The sequence below is a fragment of the Microbacterium sp. AK031 genome (assembly GCF_024807145.1).
Taxonomy (GTDB): Bacteria; Actinomycetota; Actinomycetes; order Actinomycetales; family Microbacteriaceae; genus Microbacterium.
Genome location: NZ_JANUCA010000004.1, coordinates 129,508 through 151,312 on the forward strand (window position 1 = coordinate 129,508; position 21,805 = coordinate 151,312).

Annotated in this window: 20 protein-coding genes and 1 pseudogene; 9 read left to right on the plus strand and 12 right to left on the minus strand. The window is 67.4% G+C overall.

From position 1 onward, the window contains the following. Positions 1 to 27: 27 nt before the first annotated feature. A complete protein-coding gene (proC, locus tag HDC95_RS09985; protein WP_259063302.1) occupies positions 28 to 867 on the minus strand; it encodes a pyrroline-5-carboxylate reductase in 840 nt (279 codons plus the stop codon). A gap of 78 nt (positions 868 to 945) precedes the next feature. Here proC and HDC95_RS09990 point away from each other — a divergent pair, with 78 nt between their 5' ends. Then, positions 946 to 1,917, plus strand: a complete 972-nt coding sequence (locus HDC95_RS09990) for a cation diffusion facilitator family transporter (protein ID WP_259063303.1) — start codon at positions 946 to 948, stop codon at positions 1,915 to 1,917. 52 nt (positions 1,918 to 1,969) lie between these two features. Here the strand turns inward: HDC95_RS09990 and tadA are convergent, their stop codons facing one another. Continuing rightward, entirely contained in the window at positions 1,970 to 2,425 is a 456-nt protein-coding gene (gene tadA / locus HDC95_RS09995; RefSeq protein WP_259063304.1) for a tRNA adenosine(34) deaminase TadA, read from the minus strand. Between the two features lie 103 nt (positions 2,426 to 2,528). Between tadA and upp the strand changes: the two genes are divergently transcribed. After that, positions 2,529 to 3,161 carry a uracil phosphoribosyltransferase gene (gene upp / locus HDC95_RS10000; RefSeq protein ID WP_259063305.1) on the plus strand — a complete coding sequence of 211 codons (633 nt, stop codon included), beginning with the start codon at positions 2,529 to 2,531 and terminating at the stop codon, positions 3,159 to 3,161. A gap of 48 nt (positions 3,162 to 3,209) precedes the next feature. Here upp and HDC95_RS10005 read toward each other — a convergent pair whose 3' ends face one another. From HDC95_RS10005 to HDC95_RS10035, 7 genes are all read right to left on the minus strand, one after another. Then, positions 3,210 to 3,995 (minus strand): hypothetical protein, encoded by a 786-nt coding sequence (locus HDC95_RS10005; RefSeq protein WP_259063306.1) that lies wholly within the window; start codon positions 3,993 to 3,995, stop codon positions 3,210 to 3,212. Positions 3,996 to 4,007: 12 nt separating this feature from the next. Continuing rightward, the gene (locus HDC95_RS10010) at positions 4,008 to 7,475 is read right to left on the minus strand and encodes a bifunctional RecB family nuclease/DEAD/DEAH box helicase (protein WP_259063307.1); all 3,468 of its coding nucleotides are present in this window, start codon (positions 7,473 to 7,475) and stop codon (positions 4,008 to 4,010) included. A gap of 88 nt (positions 7,476 to 7,563) precedes the next feature. Then, the gene (gene nadE, locus HDC95_RS10015) at positions 7,564 to 8,382 is read right to left on the minus strand and encodes an ammonia-dependent NAD(+) synthetase (RefSeq protein WP_259063308.1); all 819 of its coding nucleotides are present in this window, start codon (positions 8,380 to 8,382) and stop codon (positions 7,564 to 7,566) included. Between the two features lie 72 nt (positions 8,383 to 8,454). Then, entirely contained in the window at positions 8,455 to 11,529 is a 3,075-nt protein-coding gene (locus HDC95_RS10020) for an SMC family ATPase (RefSeq protein WP_259063309.1), read from the minus strand. Further along, positions 11,529 to 12,683, minus strand: a complete 1,155-nt coding sequence (locus tag HDC95_RS10025; RefSeq protein ID WP_259063310.1) for an exonuclease SbcCD subunit D — start codon at positions 12,681 to 12,683, stop codon at positions 11,529 to 11,531. Before HDC95_RS10025 ends, HDC95_RS10020 begins: the two co-directional genes overlap by 1 nt. Before the next feature lie 269 nt (positions 12,684 to 12,952). Then, the gene (locus HDC95_RS10030) at positions 12,953 to 13,420 is read right to left on the minus strand and encodes a DIP1984 family protein (protein ID WP_259063311.1); all 468 of its coding nucleotides are present in this window, start codon (positions 13,418 to 13,420) and stop codon (positions 12,953 to 12,955) included. 57 nt (positions 13,421 to 13,477) lie between these two features. Then, complete coding sequence (locus HDC95_RS10035) at positions 13,478 to 13,786, minus strand: GNAT family N-acetyltransferase (RefSeq protein WP_259063312.1); 309 nt, start codon at positions 13,784 to 13,786, stop codon at positions 13,478 to 13,480. A 327-nt stretch (positions 13,787 to 14,113) separates the two neighbouring features. Between HDC95_RS10035 and HDC95_RS10040 the strand changes: the two genes are divergently transcribed. From HDC95_RS10040 to HDC95_RS10055, 4 genes and pseudogenes are all read left to right on the plus strand, one after another. Continuing rightward, a complete protein-coding gene (locus tag HDC95_RS10040; RefSeq protein WP_259063313.1) occupies positions 14,114 to 14,833 on the plus strand; it encodes a winged helix-turn-helix domain-containing protein in 720 nt (239 codons plus the stop codon). Between the two features lie 151 nt (positions 14,834 to 14,984). Next, the gene (locus HDC95_RS10045; protein WP_259063315.1) at positions 14,985 to 15,956 is read left to right on the plus strand and encodes a DNA-3-methyladenine glycosylase; all 972 of its coding nucleotides are present in this window, start codon (positions 14,985 to 14,987) and stop codon (positions 15,954 to 15,956) included. Between the two features lie 90 nt (positions 15,957 to 16,046). After that, positions 16,047 to 16,256: a hypothetical protein gene (locus HDC95_RS10050; protein ID WP_259063316.1), complete on the plus strand. Its 210-nt coding sequence runs from the start codon at positions 16,047 to 16,049 to the stop codon at positions 16,254 to 16,256. A 55-nt stretch (positions 16,257 to 16,311) separates the two neighbouring features. Then, positions 16,312 to 16,503, plus strand: a pseudogene (locus HDC95_RS10055) (methylated-DNA--[protein]-cysteine S-methyltransferase); the annotation flags it as partial. Positions 16,504 to 16,704: 201 nt separating this feature from the next. On the opposite strand, the gene HDC95_RS10060 reads toward HDC95_RS10055, so the two are convergent. Continuing rightward, the gene (locus tag HDC95_RS10060) at positions 16,705 to 17,190 is read right to left on the minus strand and encodes a MarR family winged helix-turn-helix transcriptional regulator (protein ID WP_259063317.1); all 486 of its coding nucleotides are present in this window, start codon (positions 17,188 to 17,190) and stop codon (positions 16,705 to 16,707) included. A gap of 40 nt (positions 17,191 to 17,230) precedes the next feature. Between HDC95_RS10060 and HDC95_RS10065 the strand changes: the two genes are divergently transcribed. Continuing rightward, on the plus strand, positions 17,231 to 18,199 hold the full coding sequence (locus tag HDC95_RS10065) for a DMT family transporter (RefSeq protein ID WP_259063318.1): 969 nt from the start codon (positions 17,231 to 17,233) through the stop codon (positions 18,197 to 18,199). On the opposite strand, the gene HDC95_RS10070 is transcribed toward HDC95_RS10065, so the two are convergent. Then, positions 18,138 to 19,067, minus strand: coding sequence for a LysR family transcriptional regulator (locus HDC95_RS10070; RefSeq protein ID WP_259063319.1), 930 nt, complete (start codon positions 19,065 to 19,067; stop codon positions 18,138 to 18,140). The genes HDC95_RS10065 and HDC95_RS10070 overlap by 62 nt on opposite strands. A 70-nt stretch (positions 19,068 to 19,137) precedes the next feature. Between HDC95_RS10070 and HDC95_RS10075 the strand changes: the two genes are divergently transcribed. After that, positions 19,138 to 20,868, plus strand: a complete 1,731-nt coding sequence (locus HDC95_RS10075) for an L-aspartate oxidase (protein WP_259063320.1) — start codon at positions 19,138 to 19,140, stop codon at positions 20,866 to 20,868. A gap of 80 nt (positions 20,869 to 20,948) precedes the next feature. Continuing rightward, positions 20,949 to 21,383 (plus strand): VOC family protein, encoded by a 435-nt coding sequence (locus tag HDC95_RS10080; protein WP_259063321.1) that lies wholly within the window; start codon positions 20,949 to 20,951, stop codon positions 21,381 to 21,383. A 22-nt stretch (positions 21,384 to 21,405) separates the two neighbouring features. Here the strand turns inward: HDC95_RS10080 and HDC95_RS10085 are convergent, their stop codons facing one another. Continuing rightward, a complete protein-coding gene (locus HDC95_RS10085) occupies positions 21,406 to 21,792 on the minus strand; it encodes a VOC family protein (RefSeq protein ID WP_259063322.1) in 387 nt (128 codons plus the stop codon). Positions 21,793 to 21,805 lie beyond the last annotated feature (13 nt).

Consider the following 21,805-nt stretch of genomic DNA (forward strand, 5'->3'; position numbering starts at 1 on the left):
ACGCCCGCACGGCGCCGGTGAAGAGGCTCAAGCGCCGGAGGCGAGCTCTCTCGAGCGTGCGAGGGCCGCGTCGGTCGCTTCGGCGAACACCCGGTCGAGATGCGCGTCCTGCAGCACGGCGATGGCGCGCTCGGTCGTGCCCTTAGGGCTCGTCACTCGGCGACGCAGTTCGGCGGGATCCTCACCGGATGCGGCGAGCAGCGCGGTGGCGCCGATGAAGGTCTGCTCGACCATCAGCCGGGCATCCTGCTCGTTGAAACCTTTGCCGGTCGCCGCCTTCGTCAGCTCCTCGATGAGCAGGAAGACGTAGGCGGGGCCAGAACCGGAAATGGTCCCCAGCGCGTCGATCTGCTCTTCCGGCACCTCGACGACAGCGCCGACGAGTTCGAACAGCCGGCGCACCACGGCGAGGTCGTCTGCGGATGCTGCACCACCGGCTGCGAGCCCGGTGACAGCCTTTCCCACGGTGGCGGGGGTGTTCGGCATGGCGCGGATGACCCGCGCATCCGAACCGAGGCCGTCGGCGAAGGTCGCCAGGGTGACGCCGGCGGCGACGCTGACGACGATGGCGTCCGGCCGGAGTGCCGGCGCGATCTCGCGGAGCAGATCGGGGACCATCGCCGGTTTCACCCCGACGATGACGATCCCGGCCGAGGCCGCGGCATCCGTGTTCCCGGCAGGCTGCTCTTCCAGCGCGATCGAGGTGACCCCTTCGAGACCTGCGAGTGCCGACGCCTTCTCCTTCGTGCGGTTGGTGGCGACGATGCCGCCATCGACATCGATACCCGAGGCGACCACGCCCTGGAGGATCGCGCCTCCCATCGAACCGGCACCGAGGAACGCGAGGGACGGGAGTGAATCAGCCATGTCGACATCCTATTCGCGGCATCCGACTGCGCCGAGGGTGCTCATCCGTATCGCGGATGAGCGAACTAGAATCGCGACATGAGTGCATCCGGTGGAGGCAAGGCGATCATCGCGGCGTTCCTGGCGAACCTGGGGATCGCGATCGCGAAGTTGGCGGCGTGGCTCCTCTCCGGTTCCGCGTCGATGCTCGCCGAGGCCGTGCACTCTCTCGCCGACTCCGGCAACCAGCTGCTGCTCATGCTCGGGGGACGCAGGGCCAAACGCTCGGCCGACCGCACGCACCCGTTCGGGTACGGCCGTGAGCGCTACGTCTACGCATTCGTCGTCTCGATCATCCTGTTCTCGCTCGGCGGCCTGTTCGCGATCTACGAGGGCATCGACAAGCTGACACACCCGCACGAGCTCGACCCGGTGTGGTGGTGGCTGCCCCTCGTGGTTCTCGTCGTCGCGATCGGACTCGAGTCGTTCTCGCTGCGCACTGCGGTCAAGGAGAGCAACCTCGTGCGGGAGAAGGGGCAGTCGTGGGTGTCGTTCGTGCGCCGCGCGAAGGCTCCCGAGCTGCCGGTCGTGCTGCTGGAAGACATCGGCGCTCTCACCGGACTTTCGTTCGCGCTGCTCGGCGTCGGCCTCACCGTGATCACCGGCGACAGTGTGTTCGATGCACTCGGCACGCTCGCGATCGGCGTGCTGCTCGTGCTGATCGCCGTGATCCTCGGCATCGAGACGAAGAGCCTGCTGGTCGGCGAAGGAGCGAGTCAGACCGATCTCGACCTGATCATGGATTCCATCGTCGGCTGTCCCGACGTGGAGAAGCTCATCCACCTGAAGACCCTCTACCTCGGGCCCGACGAGCTGCTCGTCGCGGCGAAGATCGCCCTCACTTCGGACAAGACCGTGCGCGAGGCGGCTGCTGACATCGACGAGATCGAGAAGCAGATCCGGGATGCCGTGCCCGTCGCCCGTGTGATCTACATCGAGCCCGACGTCTACCGCCCGGCGATCGATCCGACGCCGCCGACGGATGCGTTCGTGCTGAAGTCCTCGGACTGAATACGTCCCCCGCTTCCTGAGCCTTCCCGCTCCCTGCGGCCTGTCGAAGGGCTCAGCGGCGCTGTTCGAAGAAGTCGCGGAGCAGTGAGGTCGCGGCTTCCTCGGCCACACCGCCGACGACCTCGGCACGGTAGGGCAGGCGGCGGTCGCGCAGCACGTCATACATCGACCCCGCCGCTCCGGCCTTCTCGTCCCACGCGCCGAAGACCACGCGCCCGATCCTCGACTGCAGGATCGCCCCGGCGCACATCACGCACGGCTCGAGGGTCACGATGAGGGTGTGCCCTTCGAGATTCCAAGCGCCGATGGATGCCGCGGCCTGCCGCAGCGCGATGATCTCCGCGTGCCCGGTCGGGTCGTGGGTCTCCTCGCGGGTGTTGCGTCCCTCGGCGATGACGCGACCGGCGGCGTCGAGGACGACGGCCCCGACGGGCACCTCTCCTGCAGCGGCAGCCTCAACGGCGAGCGCGAGGGCACGCCGCATCCCGTCGTCATCCGCCTCGCGCATGATCCGAGCATATTCCGGCATCCGCCCGACTCGGCGCTGCGCGCCACGCGCGTCCCGGCAGACCGCATCGTCGATAGTGCCGTTGGCGCATTACTCTGTACTCATGCGTGTTCACGTCGCCGACCACCCCCTCATCACTCACAAGCTGTCGGTGCTGCGCGATGTGCGCACCTCGTCGCCGGTCTTCCGCCAGTTGACGGAGGAGCTCGTGACGCTGCTCGCCTACGAGGCGACTCGCAACGTCAAGGTCAGCCCCGTCGAGATCACGACCCCCGTCACCACGACCATGGGTGTGAAGATCTCCGAGCCGCGCCCGATCGTCGTCCCGATCCTGCGCGCCGGGCTCGGCATGCTGGAGGGCATGGTCAAACTGCTCCCCACGGCAGAGGTCGGATTCCTCGGCATGGTGCGTGATGAGACGACCTTCGAGCCGACGACCTACGCAGAGCGTCTGCCCGATGACCTCAGCGACCGCCAGTGCTTCGCGATCGACCCGATGCTCGCCACTGGCGGGTCGCTCGGCGCGGCGATCGAGTTCCTCTTCAAGCGCGGAGCGCAGGATGTCACGGCGATCTGCCTCATCGGCACGCCGGAGGGCGTCGAGGCGATCAAGAAGATGGTCGGTGACCGCGACGTGACGCTCGTGCTGGGCGCACTCGACGAACGGCTCAACGAGAAGGGCTACATCGTGCCCGGCCTCGGCGACGCCGGCGACCGGTTGTACGGTACGGTCTGACATCAGTCCGGCGCCGCGCCGCGCTGTGTTCGCTCCCTTGCGATGGAGCTACGAGACCGCTAATCGGTATGCGCGTTCGTCACCGTGGATCGCGAACCCGACCCGCGCCAGTATCGGCGCGGAAGTGGCGACGCGACCCTTCACGAGCGCCGTCGTCGCACCGAGTTCGGCGCTGACCCGCAACCGCTCCGCCAGCACGGCACGGTACGCCCCTCGACCGCGAGCTCGCGTCAACGTCGCTGCGCCCCACAGCCGCGCGAAGCCATCGACGATCGTGCAGCCGCCGGTACTGACCGCTTCCCCGTCCAAGCGTCCCAGCACCCGCACGCCCTCGCCCGAGGCGAGCGCAGACGTGACTTCATCCAGCTCGACCTGCAATCCATGATCGTCAAGGGGCGATTGCTCCCACACCGGCACGTTGATGCTGTCGACCTCTCGCACCTGTTCGAGTGTTCGAACGATCTCGGCTGTCACGTCATCCGGTACATCGATCTCGAGCTCGTCGATCGCCACGGCGAACACGGTGACCGTGTCGACGTGCTCCGCGCCGCGACGGCGCAGCTCCTCTTCGAGGTCCGGTCGATCCGAGGCGTTCGTCCAGAACGTGAGCTGCGATTCGCCCCAGGCTCTCGTGCGATCGATGGCGTGATCGAGCACGGTCACGACGTCGGCCGCGGAATCCACCCGCGAACCGCGCACGCCGCCGCCGAAGCGCTGCGGGTAGCGCACCAACTGCAGGTGAGTCTTGTCCTGCTCGCAGTCGCGGGGAAACCAGACCCATGCGGCGGACGCGCGCAGAATATCGTCGATCGTGTGCACTGATGTCGTTCCCATCCACTTACCTGCTCAGTCGTGATCCGCGCCGACAAGGCGGGCGAAGGCGCTGAGTCGAGCGACACCCTCCGGCGTGCGTGGCAGGTCATCGAGCAGTGCTGGCGAGTAGATCAGATACGCCGCCACCTGAGCCCGTGAGATCGCGACGTTCAGACGGTTCTGCAGCAGCAGGAACTCGGGTCCGCGCGGAGCATCGCGTCCGCTGGAGGCAGCAAGTGTCGTGATCGACACGACTGCTTCCTTCCCCTGGAAGTTGTCGACCGTGCCGACCGGCACATCGGCGAATCCTGCTGCCGCAAGGGCATCGATCACGAGTTGCTTCTGTGCGTTGTAGGGGGCGACGACGATGAAATCAAACTCAGCCAGGGGGCGCGGAGCCGCGCCCGGCGCTGCGAACTCCCGCCCCAGCAGCTCGCGCACGATGCGCACGACTTCGGCCGCTTCCTCCGGCGACTGGGTCGCATTGCGGCGATGACGCAACGCGACGACATGCAATCCCGCCTCGACGCCCTCGATGACACGCTGATCCGTGCCAGGCGCCGAGGCGAGCTGGCCCGCATACGAAAGCCGGGAGACGGGAGCGGCAACGGCCGGATGCATCCGCCAGCTGCGATCGAGGAAGTACCCGTACTCGGGGCTGATGACGGCATCGCCGTCCATGACCCAGCCCAGCGCAGAGGTGTCCACGGGTTCAGGATGCGCACCCTGACTCACCTGCGGCAGCTGCTGAGGGTCACCGAGCAACAGCAGGCTCTTCGCTCCCGCCGCGACGGCGATCGTGGATGCGAGTGAGAACTGACCAGCCTCGTCGATTACGAGCAGGTCGATTCCCTCCCGTTCCACACGTCCCGTGTTACTGAAGTCCCACGCCGTTCCCCCGACGACGAGGCCCTGGCCCGCGCGCTCCGCGAGGAACGCCGCCATGCCGCTCTTCGGGATCGCGGTGTACTTCGGATCGGCGTCCTTGTCCTTCGGCGCCTTCGCGACCTGTCCTGGTGCCACGCCGTCTGCGACGACACGGTCGAGAAGGGTCTCGATGATCGCATGCGACTGCGCCACGACGCCGATGCGGAAACCGTGCTCGATCACGAGCCGTGCGATGACCCGTGAGCCGGTATAGGTCTTGCCGGTGCCTGGTGGGCCCTGCACCGCGAGGTAGCTGTGGTCGAGGTCGAGCACGCCCCGCACGATCGCGTCCACGACATCGTCACCCGCAGTCGGGAGCGTCGATCCCGACACCGTGCGCGGGGGGATGCGACGCAGGATGTCGGTGGCAGCATCCGCGGGGAAAGCCGGTGCCGCCTCATGCACGGCGTCCGCCCACTCATCGATCGCTCCCTGCAGCGACACGACGCGGGGCGGTGCCGCCGGGGTCAGCGCGAGCGGGAACTCGTCCCACGTCTCGCCGCCGACCGCGGTCTCGGTGATCACGTAGCCGTCGTCGAGAACCTCGACGACCGTGACCGTGCGAGGCACATGCACCGCGCGCGATGGCGCGTCGGCGTCGAACGGGGCAGGGAACGGATAGAGCGCGAAGGGGTTCGCGCCGACCCCGAGGGTGGTGCCGGGCGAGATCTCACCGCGGATCTCGACGTCACGCGAGGACACGCGACGCCCCTCTTCGACGCCCCAGTCGCGCCGGAGCACGCTCTGGGAGGCATCTACCCGCACGACGTCGCGGGTCTGATCCCACATCGACACCGGCTCGCGCAGCCGCTGGAAGTGCCCCACCCAGAAGCTCTTGGCCTCGCGTGGGTAGTAGTCGATCGCAGCCGCCGCGACGCGATGTACCTCGCCGTCGCCGCCGGCTTCGACATCGCGCTCGGCGTCGGCCAGCAATGCCACCGAACATTGTGAGGGCTCGTATACGAGTTCCTCTGCCTCGTCCGGCGGCGCCGGACTCACGCCCTTCTCCCTGGCGATCTCGATCAGCCAGTTGCGCAGCCGCCGCGTGGAGACGCAGTCGTAGCGGTTGTAGTCGGCGAGATCGTCGAGCACCGATTCCGCCTCGGCGGTCTCCCCCGCCTCCGCGAGGGCACGCGCGGCGACATACTGCACGATCGAGTCGTCGCCCTTCTGCACATCGCTGGTGCGCACCTCTTCGCCCATGTACAGCGGTTCGAGCTTCTTGATCGAATAGGAGCGCGAGCCGACCCTGACGGTACGCAGCACGAGCGGGTACAGGTCGACGAACACGCCCTCGCGCAGCAGCCGGTCGACTTCTCCTTCGCGGATGCCGTAGCGCGCCGCCATCGCGACCAGATGAGAGGTCTCGTAAGGCGCGTAGTGGTAGATGTGCATGTCGGGATGGGCGGCACGACGGACGTTCACGAAATCGAGGAACTGCTCGAGCGCACGCTTCTCGTCGGCGAAAGTGTGGGCCCACAGCGGCGTGTACTGGTCGTCATTGTCGACCCAGCCGAAGAGGTAGTCGATGCCCCACTGCGCGTTCCCGTCAGGTGCGGACTCCGTGTAGAGCGGGTCGCCTTCGAAGTCGAAGAAGATGTCACCCCGGCTCGGCCGGGGCAGCGTGTGGATGGCGGCCGGGTGATAGACGTCGAACGTTGGTGCGTCGTCGATATCAGCACGCAGCTGCAGCCGGGCCTGGGCTCGGAGCGACTCGAAGGTGTCGACGTTCATCCCGTCGGGAGCAGCCGACGCGGCCGCGAGCCCTTCGATCGTCTCGATGCCTGCGGCGCGCAGCCTGGCGCGCTGCACAGGGCGCATGCGCGCGACCATCAGCAGATCACGGTGCGCATCCACCTGTTCGGCGCAGGTGGCACACCGCCCGCACGCGACGATCTCGAGATCTCCGCGGTCATCGCCCCAGGCGAGCGCCTCGCCTGCGGCGCCGGTCTCGACGCGGCGGTCGGCGATCAGCGCACGCAGCCGCGCGCGCCGCACGTGGAACAACGGCAGCAGGTCATCGACGGCATGCGTGCTGATGGTTCCGTCGCCGAGGATGAGGTCGACCCGATCAGACCGAGGGATGCCGAGACCGTCGAGCTGATCCACGTATGCCGCCAACTGCATGAGAGCGGTGACGCGTGCCGTGCGGGCGAGCTTCGAGTCCTGCACGCGCCACGATCCGTCATCTTCTCGAAGCAGGAAGTCGGCGAAGCCGACGAACTCGTGTGTGCAGAACGCGGCCTGGAACAGCACCTTCGCATCGGAGCGCAGTGCGTCCGCGGTCTCTGCGACCACGGTCGCAAGAGCGGACGCATCGGCGGACGACGCCTTGGACACCTCGTGCACCGCATCCGCACCGAATCGTTCACGGTATGCGTCGAGCACCTTCAGCTCGTGCAGGTCGCCGAGCTTCGCCGCCCGGGCGAGCGTGGCGTCTTCGGGCTCGACGACGGCGGGAACTCGGCCCAGCTTCGCGTCGATCGCGCGGGACCATGCGAATTCGCACTCGGCGGCCGCTTTCAGGTCGCTGGCGCTGAAGATGACGCGCTGCGCCTGGGTGTCGATCCGCATGCTTCGAGCGTAGCCGGGGGATCTGACAGCGGCGCTCCGGCTCCGGCTCCGGCTCCGGCTCGCGGACGCTCGCTCAGCCCGGTAAGCGTCAGCGCCACCAGCCGTCGTCGGGCCCCACCGGGAGGTGACGCTTGTGCTGACTGGCGAGATACTTGCCTTCCAGACGGGCGGCGGCCGCAGCATCCACCGGCTTGCCTTCGAGGTAGTCGTCGATCTGCTCGTAGGTGAGGCCCAGTTCGTCCTCATCGGCGCGGCCCGGCTGGTCATCGAGAAGGTCGGCAGTGGGCACCTTCATCCAGAGTCTCTCCGGAGCATCGAGAGCGCGCAGCAGCGCCTTGCCCTGACGTTTGGTGAGACCGGAGAGTGGGAGGATGTCGGCGGCACCATCACCGAACTTCGTGAAGAAGCCCGTGACCGCCTCGGCGGCGTGATCGGTGCCGATGACGAGGCGACCGTCGTGTCCCGCGAGCGCGTACTGCGTCACCATGCGCAGGCGCGCCTTGATGTTGCCGCGGTTGAAGTCCGAGATGTCGGCGCCGGCCGCCTGCTCGATATCCTTCTCGACACCGTCGACGCCGTTCTGGATGTTCACCTCGACGGTGCGATCCGGGGCGATGAAGCCGAGTGCGGCTGTCGCGTCATCCGCGTCGTGTTGCACCTTGTACGGCAGGCGCACGGCGATGAATGTCGCATCGCGGCCTTCGGATCGCACGCGCTCCATGGCGAGCTGAGCGAGCCGCCCCGCGAGAGTCGAGTCCTGTCCGCCCGAGATTCCGAGCACGTACCCTTTCGCGCCGGCCTTCTTGAGGTAGTCGATGAGGAACTGCACTCGCCGTTCGATCTCGGCGGCCGGGTCGATCTCGGCGTGCACCCCGAGGGTCTGAGCGATCTCCTGCTGAAGCGTCATGCGTCCAGTATCCCTCGTGACTGTTACGTCGTTGTGTCATGGATGGAACTCGCGGGACCTGTGCGGACCCGATCAGCTGCGGATCCGGCTGGGGCCGCTCTCGGTCTGCTCTACGACGAGCTGAGCCGGAATCTGCTCCTGCATCGACTCGACGTGGCTGATGATGCCTACGGTCCGGCCGCCGGAGCGCAACTCGTCGAGAGTACGCATCGCGATGTCGAGGGTGTCTGCGTCGAGCGATCCGAAACCTTCGTCGATGAACAGGGTGTCGAGCTGAATACCACCGGCCCGTGCGGTCACGACTTCGGCGAGGCCGAGCGCAAGCGCCAGCGAACTGAGGAATGTCTCTCCTCCCGACAACGACTGCGCGGGGCGTGCCTGTCCGGTGAAGGCGTCGAAGACCACTATCCCCAGACCGGATGCTGCGCCCCGAGCCGCGAGCGCGTCGGAATGCTGCAGCTGATACCGGCCGGTCGACATGTCGCTGAGGCGACGATTGGCCGCCTGCACGATCTCTTCGAGCTCGGCGGCGAGCACGAACGTCTCGAGCGTCATCTTGTGGGTGTTGCCCGCGCGACCGGCGATGGTGTCGGCGAGGCTCCGGATCACCTCGTACTCGGCCTGCTGCTCGGCGCTGCGCCCGTGCTCCGCTGCCGCAGACTCGATGAGCCTGGCCAGCTGCTCTGCGGTGCTCTGCGCGCGGTTGGCTGCGTCGACGGTCGTCTTCCACTCCGAGCGCGCATCGGCCGCTGACTGCTCGACCGGTGCCAGGTCGATGGGTTCTTCGCAGAGGGTGCGCAGCTCGAGATCGAGCAGCGTCGCCTTCTCCTTCGCGCGCTGCGCGGAATGCGCGGTGATGCGTGCGTCGAGCGCTGCCTGCTCCGCCGACGAGTGCAGTGCCTGCTGCACGGCGGTGGCATCGTCGAAGTCTGAAGCGGCTAGGGCGCTCTGCTGCTCTGCGGCGGCTTCTCTCAGTGTCGCCGCGCGGCGGGAGTGCTCTGCGAGCGCTTCGGCCAGCTTCTGCGCGGCCGTGATCTGCTCCGTCGTGGCAGCCAGCCGCTGCGCGACCGTGTCGAACGGCCCGCGGGCATCGGCGACCAGTGCCTGGATCTCCCGACTGCGCTGCTCGATGAGGGCGAGCGCTTCGCGGGCGGCAGCGAGAGCGCGAGTGGACTCCGCACGCTCCTCGTCCAGCGCCGAGATGCGCTCGTTCGCCGCTGTGAGCCGCGCTTCAACGGAGGCGAGCGCTTCGGCAGCCGTGATCGCATCGGCATGAGCCGCTGCGGCGGCCTTGACCTCTGCGTCGGCGGTCTCGACCGTGCGTTCTTCTGCCCTGGCCAGGGCTGCCGCGCGTTCGGCGCGTACCGCGGAGACCTGCTCACCGGCGACGCGTTCCGCCCGCGTCGACGCATCCCGAACCGCCTCTGCGGATTCGATGTCGTCCGCCGAGACCGGGTCGGTGTGCGCCGCGGGCGCCGGATGCGACGTCGATCCGCACACCGCACAGGGTTCCCCCTCGACGAGCGCCGTCGCCAGCTCTCCGGCGAACCCGTCGAGGCGCCGGCGCCGCAGATCGGCGAGATCGTTCTGGGCGGCAGCGAGTGCGGTACTGGCATCGGCGAGGCGACGCTCGGCGGCAGCGAGTTCATCGCTCAGCCGCTCTTGCTCAGCCACAGCATCGCGCCTGACCCTGGCCGATTCGACGGCGAGAGCGAGGTCGTCGACACGGTCAGCGAGGCGGCGTGCATCGTCGCGCTGGGTTGTCAGCTCGGCGACGAGGGAAGGCAGAGTCAGGCGCTCGGCCTCACCTGTCTCGAATCGTTCGGATGCCGCGGTCACCTCTCTCTCGGCGGCGGCGAGTTCTGCCATCAGAGCCGGAATCGTCGCTTCCTGCTCGGCAGCGCGCGCCCATGCCCCGCTCTCGCGGATGCGATCAGAGGCCCAGGTCTCGAGCGCAGCGACAGCGCCTGGTTCAGCGGCGCTCGCCCCAGTTTCATCTGGATCAACTGCATCTGGATCAACTGCATTCAGGTCAACCAGGCCGATGGCGAGATCGACGCCCGTTGCCGACCAGGATGATCGTGCCGCCTGCGCTGCGACAGCGGCACCCACCAGCGCCTCTTGTGCACGCGTCGTGGCAGTGATCGTGGCGCGCAGCGCCTCGGCCGCACGCGCACGCTCGAGTGCGTGGCGGGCGTCGACGATCTGCGGCTCCTCGGCGTCGAGAGCCTCTAGAGCTGCGCGTGCGCGATCCCGTTCCTGCTGGGCTTTCTTCTCTTCGCGCGCGGCGACGAGCGCGGCATCCGCCTTCGCGAGCCTCTTCTCCGCATCGTCCTGCTCGGCGACACGACGCTCGGCCTGATACTCGGCGCGGGTCAGGGCCAGCCGCAACGCCTCCAGCCGCGCTTCGGTGCCGCCGGAACCGGACCCCGCCGGCGCGAGCTCCCCTTCGACGGCGAGATCGCCCCACAACGCCGCGGCCGTCACGACGCGCTCTGCCTCTTCGACGCGCGCGGACACCGTGGCGAGTCGACCGGCGAGCGCGTTCTCGGCGGCGCGACGTCGCTCATCGAACCGCGACTGCACGTCATCGAAGCGCTCAGTGCCGAAGAGCCGGCGCAGCAGCGCCTGACGCTCCTTGCTGTCGGCGAGCAGGAATCGCGCGAAACGGTTCTGGGCGAGCAGGATCACCTGCAGGAACTGCTCCCTGCTCAGCTGCAGGATCTCATCGAGCTCGTTCCCGACGTCGACCGCGCGTGCTGCCCTACCGACCCAGGCGTCATCGATCCACTCGTCGAGCGCGACGGCAGACGCCTGCTTCGTGAGCCCTCCACCGCGCTTCGCGGGACGCTGATACTCCGGTGAGCGGGTCACTCGGAATCGGCCGGCCGTCGTACTGAACTCGACGACCACCTCACTGAGATCTTCCGGAGCGCAGTAGTCGCTGCGCAGTCGTTTGTCGCCGCTCTCGTACCGCGGCACGCCGCCGTACAGGCCGAAGCAGACGGCATCCAGAATGCTCGACTTGCCTGCACCCGTGCGACCCGCGATCAGGAAGATGCCGTCATCGGCGAAGCCGTCGAAATCGACGATCTGGCGATCGAGGAACGGGCCGAAGCCCTCGATCTCGAGTCGGTGGAGGCGCACTAGACGAGGGCCTCGGCAGCCACGCGCTCGTCGAGGACGTCGCGGATGAGTTCGCTCTCACGCTCACTCGGCCCCTGCCCCGCGCGCACGTGCTCGAGGAACGCCTCGATGCGCTCTGTGTCGGTGACGGCGGACTTGAGTCGCTCGGAGTACGAATGCTGTGCCCGCTCGGCGCCGCCGACCGGTGTGTGCTGCACCATGGCGCAGTGCGGGAAGCTCTCCTTCAGACGGCGCATCGGCTCGGCCTGCGGCAGTGCGTCGGTGTAGATCGCGCACACCCAATCACCGGCGTGCGTCTCGACATTCTCTGCGGAGAGGATCTCATCGAGCGTGCCGGTGAGCGTCACGAGCCGGCGCGGCACAGGCAGTGCGAGCCATTCCGCCGAAGCGAGACCGGACTCATCGAGATCGATCAGCCAGGAGCCGCGCTCCTTGTGCTGCTCGCCGAAGCTGTAGTGCAGCGGCGCCCCCGCATAGCGGACGCGTTCGCTGAGCTGCTGCCGCCCGTGGATGTGCCCGAGTGCGATGTAATCGGGGCCGTCGAAGACTTCAAGGGGCACGACATCGAGCCCGCCCTGACGCACTTCACGTTCGAGTCCTGCCGTGGCATCCACGCCCGCCGCGAAGCAGTGCGCGATCGCCACCGAGCGTCCTTCGTGCGCGTCCATTCCCGCGCGGACGAGACCCATGGCATGCGCCATGGTCTGCGCCTGGGTGCGCAGCATGACGTCGGGCCAGTAATGGCGCACGATCGCCGGTTCGAGATACGGGATGCCGTAGAAATGCACCGGACCGTCGGAGTCGGCGATCGTGACCGGCGTGCCGACTGCACGAGGATCGGTGACGACATGGATGCCATCGCGCAGCAGACGCGCCTGGAACCCCAGCCTCTCGGCCGAGTCGTGGTTACCGCTCGTGACGATGACCTTGGCGCCCGCGTCGTGAAGGCCGACGAGCGCGTCACCGAGCAGCGTGTAGGCCGGACCAGCAGGCGTCGAAGAGTCGAACACGTCGCCGGCGACGATCACGACGTCGACCGCGTTGTCCCGCACCTGCTCCACCAGGGCGCCCAGCACCTCGGCCAGCGCATCCATGGTCGAGTTGCCATGGAATGTGCGACCGATGTGCCAGTCGGAGGTGTGCAGGATTCGCATATTCACACCGTACGGACGGCCTCGGACATTCCCGCCGAGGCGTGCCGCGGCATCCGATGCATTCCGTCGTTTTCGAGCCGGAAGGTCCCCTGACCCACCCTCGCCATGACGATCGGCACGCGGTCATGCAGTGTGCGAGATGCACTTTCACCTGTACGGCGTGCGGGGCTGCGCGATGCGAGATCTGGGCTGCCCTCCGCCCTGCAGGAGCCGGATTTGACCCTCCGGCAGGGCTTGTGCCCGCTTCGTCGTGGCTACCGACTTCCGCTCTACTCCTCTATGTCATGCGTCCAGTTGGCCTGCTGGATCCGGTTGTCCAGCTCGCGCAGCTCCTGCGCGACACCGTCCGCCGCCGCGCGCAGCTCTGCGACGGGCAACGCGGCGATCTGCCGCAGCTCCGATCTCATCTGCCGGAAGCCGACGGAGTTGGTTCCGGACGCTGCGGCCGCGGCATCCGCCAGCAGGGAGTGCTGCAGGCGCAGCACATCTCGTGCGGCGAGAGCATCGGTCATGGTTCCGTCGGCGCCGAGCGCGAGGCGGGCGTTGGCCCGGTTGATCCGCCGGATGAGGTCGCGCAGCTGACCGAGGTCGGCTTCGGCTTCGCCCAACAGCGCCGCGGCGTCTTCTGCCGGCTCTTCGCCCTCCTGATAACGGGCATTCGCGGTGATGCGGGCGCGCAGCTGCTCGATGCGGCGCTGCAGGTCTGCTCTGGCGGTCAACGCCTCAGCGAGTTTCATGCCCTCATCCTCGCAGGTGCGGCACGAGCCGTAACAGAACGTCACACACTTGCACTGTCACCGGCGGCGCAGCAGCCCCACACGCCCAGGGTTCTGCTCAAACCACTCCGCCACGTACCAGCAGACCGGATCGACCCTGCGATCGCCGCGACTCTCGATGTCGGCCACGGCACCCTCCACGACCCGAGCCGCATGTCCTTTTCCGCGGAAAGTCGGGATCGTGAAGGCTCGGGTGAGGGCGATCGTGCTGCCGTCGTCGCGATAATCGAGCACGCTCACGAGTATCCCGTCGCGGGTGAGGGTGTAGCGCGAAGCATCCTTCTCATCGGTGAGGATGAAGCCGTCGACGATGTGCGAAGCAGTCATCGTTCCACGGTAAGCCCACCCGAGCACACCGGTCACGTTTTGACACGACCGGACTTTCTCAGTAATAATCCACCCATGACCACCAACGCACGCCCTTCGTCCGCCCAGGAGGCGAACAGGACTGCCGGGATGATGATGCCCGGCTGCGTTGGCATGTGTTGCCGAATGTGTAGCTGACCCCAGCCGCCCCGCCACGCTCTGCTGATTCGCGATCTGCGAAGACGGAGCCCCGAGCACCCACCCCGCGTGCTCGCTCCCGGCCCTCTCGGTCATTCACGCAACACATCCGAGCCGTATCGGCTCACCCTTCGCAAGGAACCCATCATCATGTCGAACATCGCCACCCTTGAGCGTCCCGCCCCCCGCGCCCCCCATCTCCGTGCTGTTCCGCCGCTCGTCGAGCGTGCATCAGCCGTCGCATCCGCTGCTCCCGCCGACCTTCCGGCGACCCGCTCGCCGCGCGGCTTCGCTCTCTATGTCGGTCTCGATGAGATCAAGGCCGCCGAAGCCGGCGTGAGCCTTCCGGTTCTCGTCGACGCCCTCCGCCGCACACTCGCCGAACTCGCTCCCGGCGCCGAGACGCACGCCACCGTGGCACTCGCCCCGCACGGCTCCGGCGGCCGTGACCTCGACGTCGTCCGCCTCGCCCTGCAGGAGCCCGGTGCGATCGCCCGCACGAAGGTCGCCGAGGAAGACGAGCAGGACGAGGACTACGGCGTCGCCGTCGACATCTCCCGCAAGCGCGTGCTGATCGACGGCGCCTCGGCTGCGTTCACATACAAGGAGTTCGAGCTGCTGCAGTACCTCGTGCTCCGCGAAGGACGCACGATCGAGCGCACCGAACTGGTCGGCGCACTGTGGCAGTCGCAGGATGACGAGACTCCCGGCGAGCGCACGATCGACGTGCACGTTCGCCGCCTGCGCGCCAAGCTCGGGCGTTACGAGGACATCGTCCGCACCGTCCGCGGTGTCGGCTACCGCTTCGACCGTCACGCGGACGTCGTGATCCGCTACGGCCACGGTACGCCTTCCCCTGACCGCTTCTGAGGGCGGCAGTTCTTCGCAGCTCGCGCTCGTTCATAACTCCTCAAGAAGCAGCCGGGATCGGAGCGAATGACGCGGTTCCACGGCAGAATCGGCGATCTGTGAGGAGTTGTGAACTCCGCTGCGTGTCAGGCACCCGACGTAGGGTGTTCGCATGACCACGACAGCGGATGCCGCAGCCGCAGCACCCGCGATCGATCAGCCGCGCTCCACCCTTTATCGCCCTGTGCACCCGTTGAACCTGTTCCGCACGGTCGGGGTCCTCATGCGCGGGCCGAAGGATCCGACGATGCTCATCGACGGCATGACGCTGTGGCGGGCGAGCCGCACGCCGAGGGGCGTCGCCACGCTGGCACTGCGGCAGAGCAGCGACGGTATTCAGGCAACGGCGTGGGGCCCTGGAGCGGACTGGGCCCTCGTGCAGCTGCCGGCGCTCTGCGGTGCTGACGACGACGCGAGCGGGTTCGATGTGTCGAGCCTCGCCGCAGCCGGATACCCCCTCCTCGCCGACGTCGCTCGTCGCACGATCGGCACGCGCCTGACCCGCACCGACCTCGTCTTCGATGCGCTCGCGAGCGCCGTCATCGAGCAGAAGGTCACCTCATTTCAGGCATTCGGCGCCTGGCGCACGCTCATCACACGCTTCGGAGAACGCGCCCCCGGTCCGACACCACGACCGATGTTCGCGCCGCCGACGATCGAGGGCTGGCGCCTGATCCCGTCCTGGGCCTGGCACCGCGCAGGCGTCGAGCCTCCGCAGTCCAGGGCGATCGTGCGCGCGGCCGAAAGGGGTGACCGCATCAGCGCAGCCGTGCGCGACGCGCAGACCGGCGCGGAACGTGACCGCATCCTCACGAGCCTTCCCGGGATCGGCGCGTGGACCTCGTCCGAGACGCGCAGCCGCGCACTCGGAGACCCGGATGCCGTGAGCGTCGGCGACTACCATCTCGCGCACCAGGTCGGCTTCGCGCTGACCGGGTCGCGAGTCGACGACGACGGGATGCTGGAGCTTCTCGCCCCTTGGACGGGCCACCGCCATCGCGTGATCCGGCTCATCCTCGCTGGCGGCCCGCACGAAGCACGACGCGGGCCGCGGCTGGCCCCGGAGGATCATCGCCAGCGCTAGACGACGCGCTCAGATCGCATTCTTCGTCGCTTCCCACGCGCGAAACCGACAGAAACTGCGACGGGAACGACGCGCCCCTAAGCTGGGGCCATGGCGGCATCGAAGAAGCAGCGCTGGAGTTGGCTCGGCGGCACGGTCCTCTTGATCGTGCTGGGCGTGGTGATCGGCCTCATCCTGCAGAACGTGTGGCTCGGGCTGCTGCTCGCCGCGATCGTCTCGCTGGTCTGGCTGATCGCCGTCGAATCACGTAAGGGCGACAACGCCGGAGTCAACGACGAGACCAACGGCATCGAGCTCTGACGCGTCACGGCTCAGGGCGACGTTGATGTCTGCAGCAGCAGCTGGCGTCATCGACATGACGTCGTCCGACACGATCTCGACGCCCGTAGGACACCTCACCGTCGTCAGTGACGGCGCATCGATCACGCGCGTGGCCTGGCGCTCTGCGCCGCAGTCGAAGAACGATTCGACCCAGGACCCGGTGCTCGTAGAGGCACTGCGACAATTGCGCGCCTACTTCGACGGCCGTCTGTCCCGTTTCGACGTGCCGTTCGATCTCGGGCGTCAGACCGACGTCACCGGGCTCGCCGTGCCGATCGCCGTCATGACGCTGCTCGGAGCGCCCGTCCTCGGTTTCATCGCCGCCTCGGGTCCCTTCACCGTGCTGTTCGCGGGATTCTCTCCCGTAGTCGAACGTGCGAAGGTGCTGCCGTTCGTCGGTGCCGGGCTGATCGTCAGCGAGCCCGCGTCAGCCGACGGCGAGTTTGATCAGGAGCGCCTCGAGCTGTGCCCGCTCGGCCGCGTCGAGCGGCGCGAGCAATGCCTCTTCGGTCGTCAGGTGCACGGGATACATCTCGTCGATCAGTGCTCGCCCGCGCGGGGTCAGATTCACGATCCGACCGCGCCCGTCGTCGGCGACCGGATGCCGGGAGACCAGGCCGCCGGACATCAGACGGTCCACTCGCTTGGATGTCGCTCCGGCGGTCACCATCGTGTGCTCGGCGATCTCCCCCTGTGGCAGCGCGAACGGGTCTCCCGCGCGACGAAGAGCACACAGCACATCGAACTCCCCCTCGCCGATCCCGAAGCGGCGATAGTTCTCGATGAGCGCAGAGGTGAAATCATCCGAGACACGTCGCATCCGTCCGATGATCGCCATCGGACTCGGGTCGAGATCAGGTCGTTGCTCGCGCCACTGCTTCACGAAAGTTGCGACTCGATCGATCTCAGACATGCGATCTATTCTACTTTCCACGGAACATATACTTGTTTCCATGGAAAATAGTTCGTCACGCGTCCTGCGACTGTGGAGCATGGCGCGCTGGCCGCTCGTCGCCGCGATCGGCCCTATCGCCTTCGGCTCCACCTATTGGGTCACACGAGAGTTCCTGCCCTCCGACTCGCCGCTCTGGGGATCCGCCATGCGGGCGTTGCCGGCAGGAATCGTCCTTCTGCTTGGCGTGAGGCGACTCCCCCGCGGTGCGTGGTGGTGGCGTTCCATCGTTCTCGGCACCCTGAACATGGGGCTGTTCTTCTGCCTCGTCTACGTGGCCGCCCAACTGCTGCCGTCCAGCGTCGCCGCATCCATCACATCCGTCGCGCCGCTGATGATCGCAGCTTTCGCGTGGCTGATCCTGCACGAGAAGCCGACCCCGCGCGTCCTGATCGGATCCGGCGTCGGCGCCGCAGGCGTGCTGCTCATCGTCGGAACCGCGACGGGAAGACTGGACATCTGGGGTGTCGCGGCGTCGTTCGCGTCGATGGCGATGTCGGCCCTCGGCGCGATTCTCATGAAGCGATGGAACGACGGCACCCCCGTACTCACCGTCACGGCATGGCAGCTGCTCGTCGGCGGCATCGAGCTGACCATCGTCGCCGCGATGTTCGAGGGCGCACCGCCCGCGGTCTCGTCGACGGAGCTCATCGCGTTCGCCTACGTGAGCCTGATCGCCACCGCACTCGGCTTCTTCTGCTGGTTCAGCGGCTTCCGACACCTGCCCGCCGGCGTCGTCGGCGTGATCGGACTGCTCAATCCGGTGACCGGTGTCGCACTCGGCGTCATGATCAGCGGCGAGACACTCAGCGCACTGCAGCTGCTGGGCGTCGGGCTCGTACTCGGCAGCATCGCGCTGGTGAACACCCGTCGATCTGGAACCGAAACGCGGCGCGTCCGCACCGAAGCTATCGAGCCAGCGCCATCGTCTCCGGATCACGGTCTACGAGCTCGCGGGCCGTGCGCATGATCACGCGCCGCATCGCTTCGGCGGCTCTGGTCGGATTGACGTCCGAGCGGTGCGCGAGACCGATGGTGCGGACAAGGCGCGGGTCGATCAGCCTCACCGATCGCAACGTCGGCCGGTCGAGCAGCACCATCGCGGGAACGACGGCGACGCCGAGCCCTCGTTCCACGAATCGCAGCACGGCATCCATCTCGGCGCCCTCGACGACGGGCGTGGGTGCGAGACCGGCCGCGCGGAACGCGGCATCCGTCGTCGCGCGCAGGTCGTAACTCTCCGCGAAGTACACGAGCGGGAGGCGCGCGAGCGCCTCGAGATCGATGCCGTCGTCCGCGACCGGTGCGTGCTCGGCAGAGGACACCACCACCAGCTCCTCCGTCAACAATGGGGTGCGCACGAGTGACGATGTCGCGACGGGCAACGCATCCGACAGCGTGATGAGCGCCATGTCGACGGTGCCGGCGGCGAGCTGCTCGATCAAGACGTTCGACCCCGCCTCCGTGAGCTGCAGTTCGACACCCGGATGCGCGGAGTGAAAGGCCGCCATCGCCTCGGCGACGAGACTGATGCAGAGCGTGGGGGTGGCACCGAGGCGCACGCGTCCGCGCTGAAGCCCGGCGAGTTCGCCCATCTCGACGCGAATGGTGTCAGCATCCGCCAGCATCCGCCGCGCTCGAGGCAGCAAGGTCTCACCGGCATCGGTGAGCGAGATGTTGCCGCGGGCACGATGGAACAGCTCAGCGCCCAATTCGATCTCAAGTGACGAGATCTGGCGGCTCAGCGAAGGCTGCGCGAGATGCAGCTTCGCCGCGGCCTGCGTGAAATGTCCGAGATCCGCGACCTCCACGAAGCCGCGCAACTGCTCCAGGTTCATGTCTTCACGCTATCAGGACAAGTGAAACTATGCATTGGAGTTATCGGCACGATCTTCTTAACGTTGAAGGATGAGCACTCGCGAACGACAGATCTCGACCACCGTCCTCGTCATCGGCACCGGCGGGTCCGGTCTGCGCGCCGCCATCGAGGTGGCAGAGCGCGGCGTCGACGTGCTCGCTGTCGGCAAACGACCGCGGAACGACGCGCACACCTCCCTCGCGGCCGGCGGCATCAATGCCGCGCTCGGCACGATGGATGCCGACGACACCTGGCAGCAGCATGCCGCCGACACGATCAAGGAGAGCTACCAGCTCGCCAACCCGCACACGGTCGAGGTGGTGACGCAAGGTGCGGAGCGCGGCATCCGCGATCTCGAGCGTTGGGGCATGGACTTCGCGCGCGAGGACGACGGACGCATCTCGCAGCGCTTCTTCGGAGCGCACACGTTCCGGCGCACAGCGTTCGCCGGCGACTACACCGGACTCGAGATCCAGCGCACGCTCGTTCGTCGGGCTGAGCAGCTCGACGTGCCCATCCTCGACGGCATCTACATCACCCGCATCCTCGTCAAGGACAACGTCGTGTTCGGTGCATACGGCTTCGATCAGAACGATGGCACAAGGTACCTGATCCATGCGGATGCGGTGATCCTTGCAGCGGGCGGACACACCCGCATCTGGCGCCGCACGTCGTCGCGTCGCGACGAGAACACCGGCGACGCGTTCCGTCTGGCCGTCGACGCCGGTGCACGCCTGCGCGATCCCGAGCTCGTGCAGTTCCACCCCTCAGGGATCATCGAGCCCGAGAACGCAGCGGGCACCCTGATCTCCGAGGCGGCGCGCGGTGAGGGCGGCATCCTGCGCAACGCCCTCGGCGAGCGCTTCATGGCGAAGTACGACGCAGAGCGGATGGAGCTGTCCACCCGTGACCGCGTCGCACTGGCCGCCTACACCGAGATCAAACAGGGGCGAGGAACCGAGAACGGCGGCGTATGGCTCGATGTCTCGCACCTGCCGCGCGAGACGATCATGACGCGTCTCCCCCGCGTCTACCAGACCATGCTCGAGCTCCAGATGCTCGACATCACCGCCGAGCCGATCGAGATCGCGCCGACCGCGCACTACTCGATGGGCGGCGTGTGGGTGCGCCCCGAAGATCACGGCACCGACGTCGACGGGCTCTACGCGATCGGCGAGGCATCCAGCGGTCTGCACGGCGCGAACCGCCTCGGAGGCAACTCGCTGATCGAGCTTCTCGTCTACGGCCGGATCGTCGGCCAGGCGGCGATCGCCCATGCGGCGTCGCTTGAGGCGCAGCACCGCTCGGCGGAGGCCGTCTCACAGGCCCGTTCCGAGATCGACGACCTGCTGGCATCCGATGGCCGCGAGAACGTGCGCGCGCTGCAGCGCGCGATCCGCAACACCATGACCGAGCATGCGGGTGTCGTCCGTTCGGCAGAAGGGCTGCGCGCCGGCCTCGCGGACATCGATCTGATCGAGGGTCGGATGGAGGACATCGGCATCCACCCCGACATCGCCGGCTTCCAGGATCTTGCGCACGCCTTCGATCTGAAGGCATCGGCGCTGGCCGCACGTGCGACCCTCGAGGCCGCGCTGGAACGCCGCGAGACCCGCGGATGCCACAACCGCAGCGACTTCCCCGATGAGGATCCGACACTGCGGGTGAACCTCGTCTGGTCGCCGGTAACGGGCGTGACGCGCGAGGAGATCCCCGCAGTGTCCGACGAGATCCAGGCGCTCATGCGCGAGGTGTCGTCCGAGGGCAAACTCGTGGAGTGACGAGTCGCTGAACACCATTGAGGATCGCCGGCGCGCGGCGCACACTGGTTGCATCCGTGCAGCCAGACGAAGGAGCGATCATGCCGAACCTCAACCCCTATCTGTCCTTCCGTGACGCGGCCCGTGAGGCGATGGAGTTCTACCAAGGCGTCCTCGGTGGAGACCTCACCATCAGCACCTTCGGCGACATGCCCGACAGCGGGGCCTCCGAGGGCGAGGAGACCCTCGTGATGCACGCGCAGCTGAACGCTCCCGGCGGACTCGTGCTGATGGCATCCGACACGCCCACCGGCATGAACTACGAGAAGCCTCAGGGGATCTCGGTGTCACTGAGCGGCGGCTCAGTGGACACCGACTACCTGCACCGCGCATGGGACGGCCTCGTCGATGGCGGAACCGCCGTCATGCCGCTGGGCGAAGCTCCCTGGGGCGGCGAGTTCGGCATGCTCGTCGATCGTTTCGGCATCACATGGATGGTCGCGATCGAGGACTCGTTCTCGTCACTGTCCGATTGAGACCGAGCAGCTGCCCGCCGCGTCAGCTCGACAGGACGGAGAGGATGTTGCCGGCAGGGTCCTTGAACCACGCGATGTCAGGGCCCTCCCCGGCGGCCTTGCCACGCAGTATCCCCTTCTCGTCCTGGTCCATGCCCTCATATCGATCCATCGTCACGCCCTTGGCAGCGAGCTCATCCACGACCGCGTCGATGTCGTCGACGGGGAAGTTGAGAATCGTGAACGTCGCGGGCTGATGATCCTCCTTCGGATAGATCAGCACGGCGCCGCCCTTCGGCAGTCGAACGGAGATCAGACCACCCATGCCTTCGTCCTTGACGACGAGGCCGAGCACGCCCTCGTAGAAGCTGCGCGAGGCCTCGATGTCGTCGGACGACATGCCACTGAATGCATCGGAATTCTCGAACATCTCTGCTCCCTCT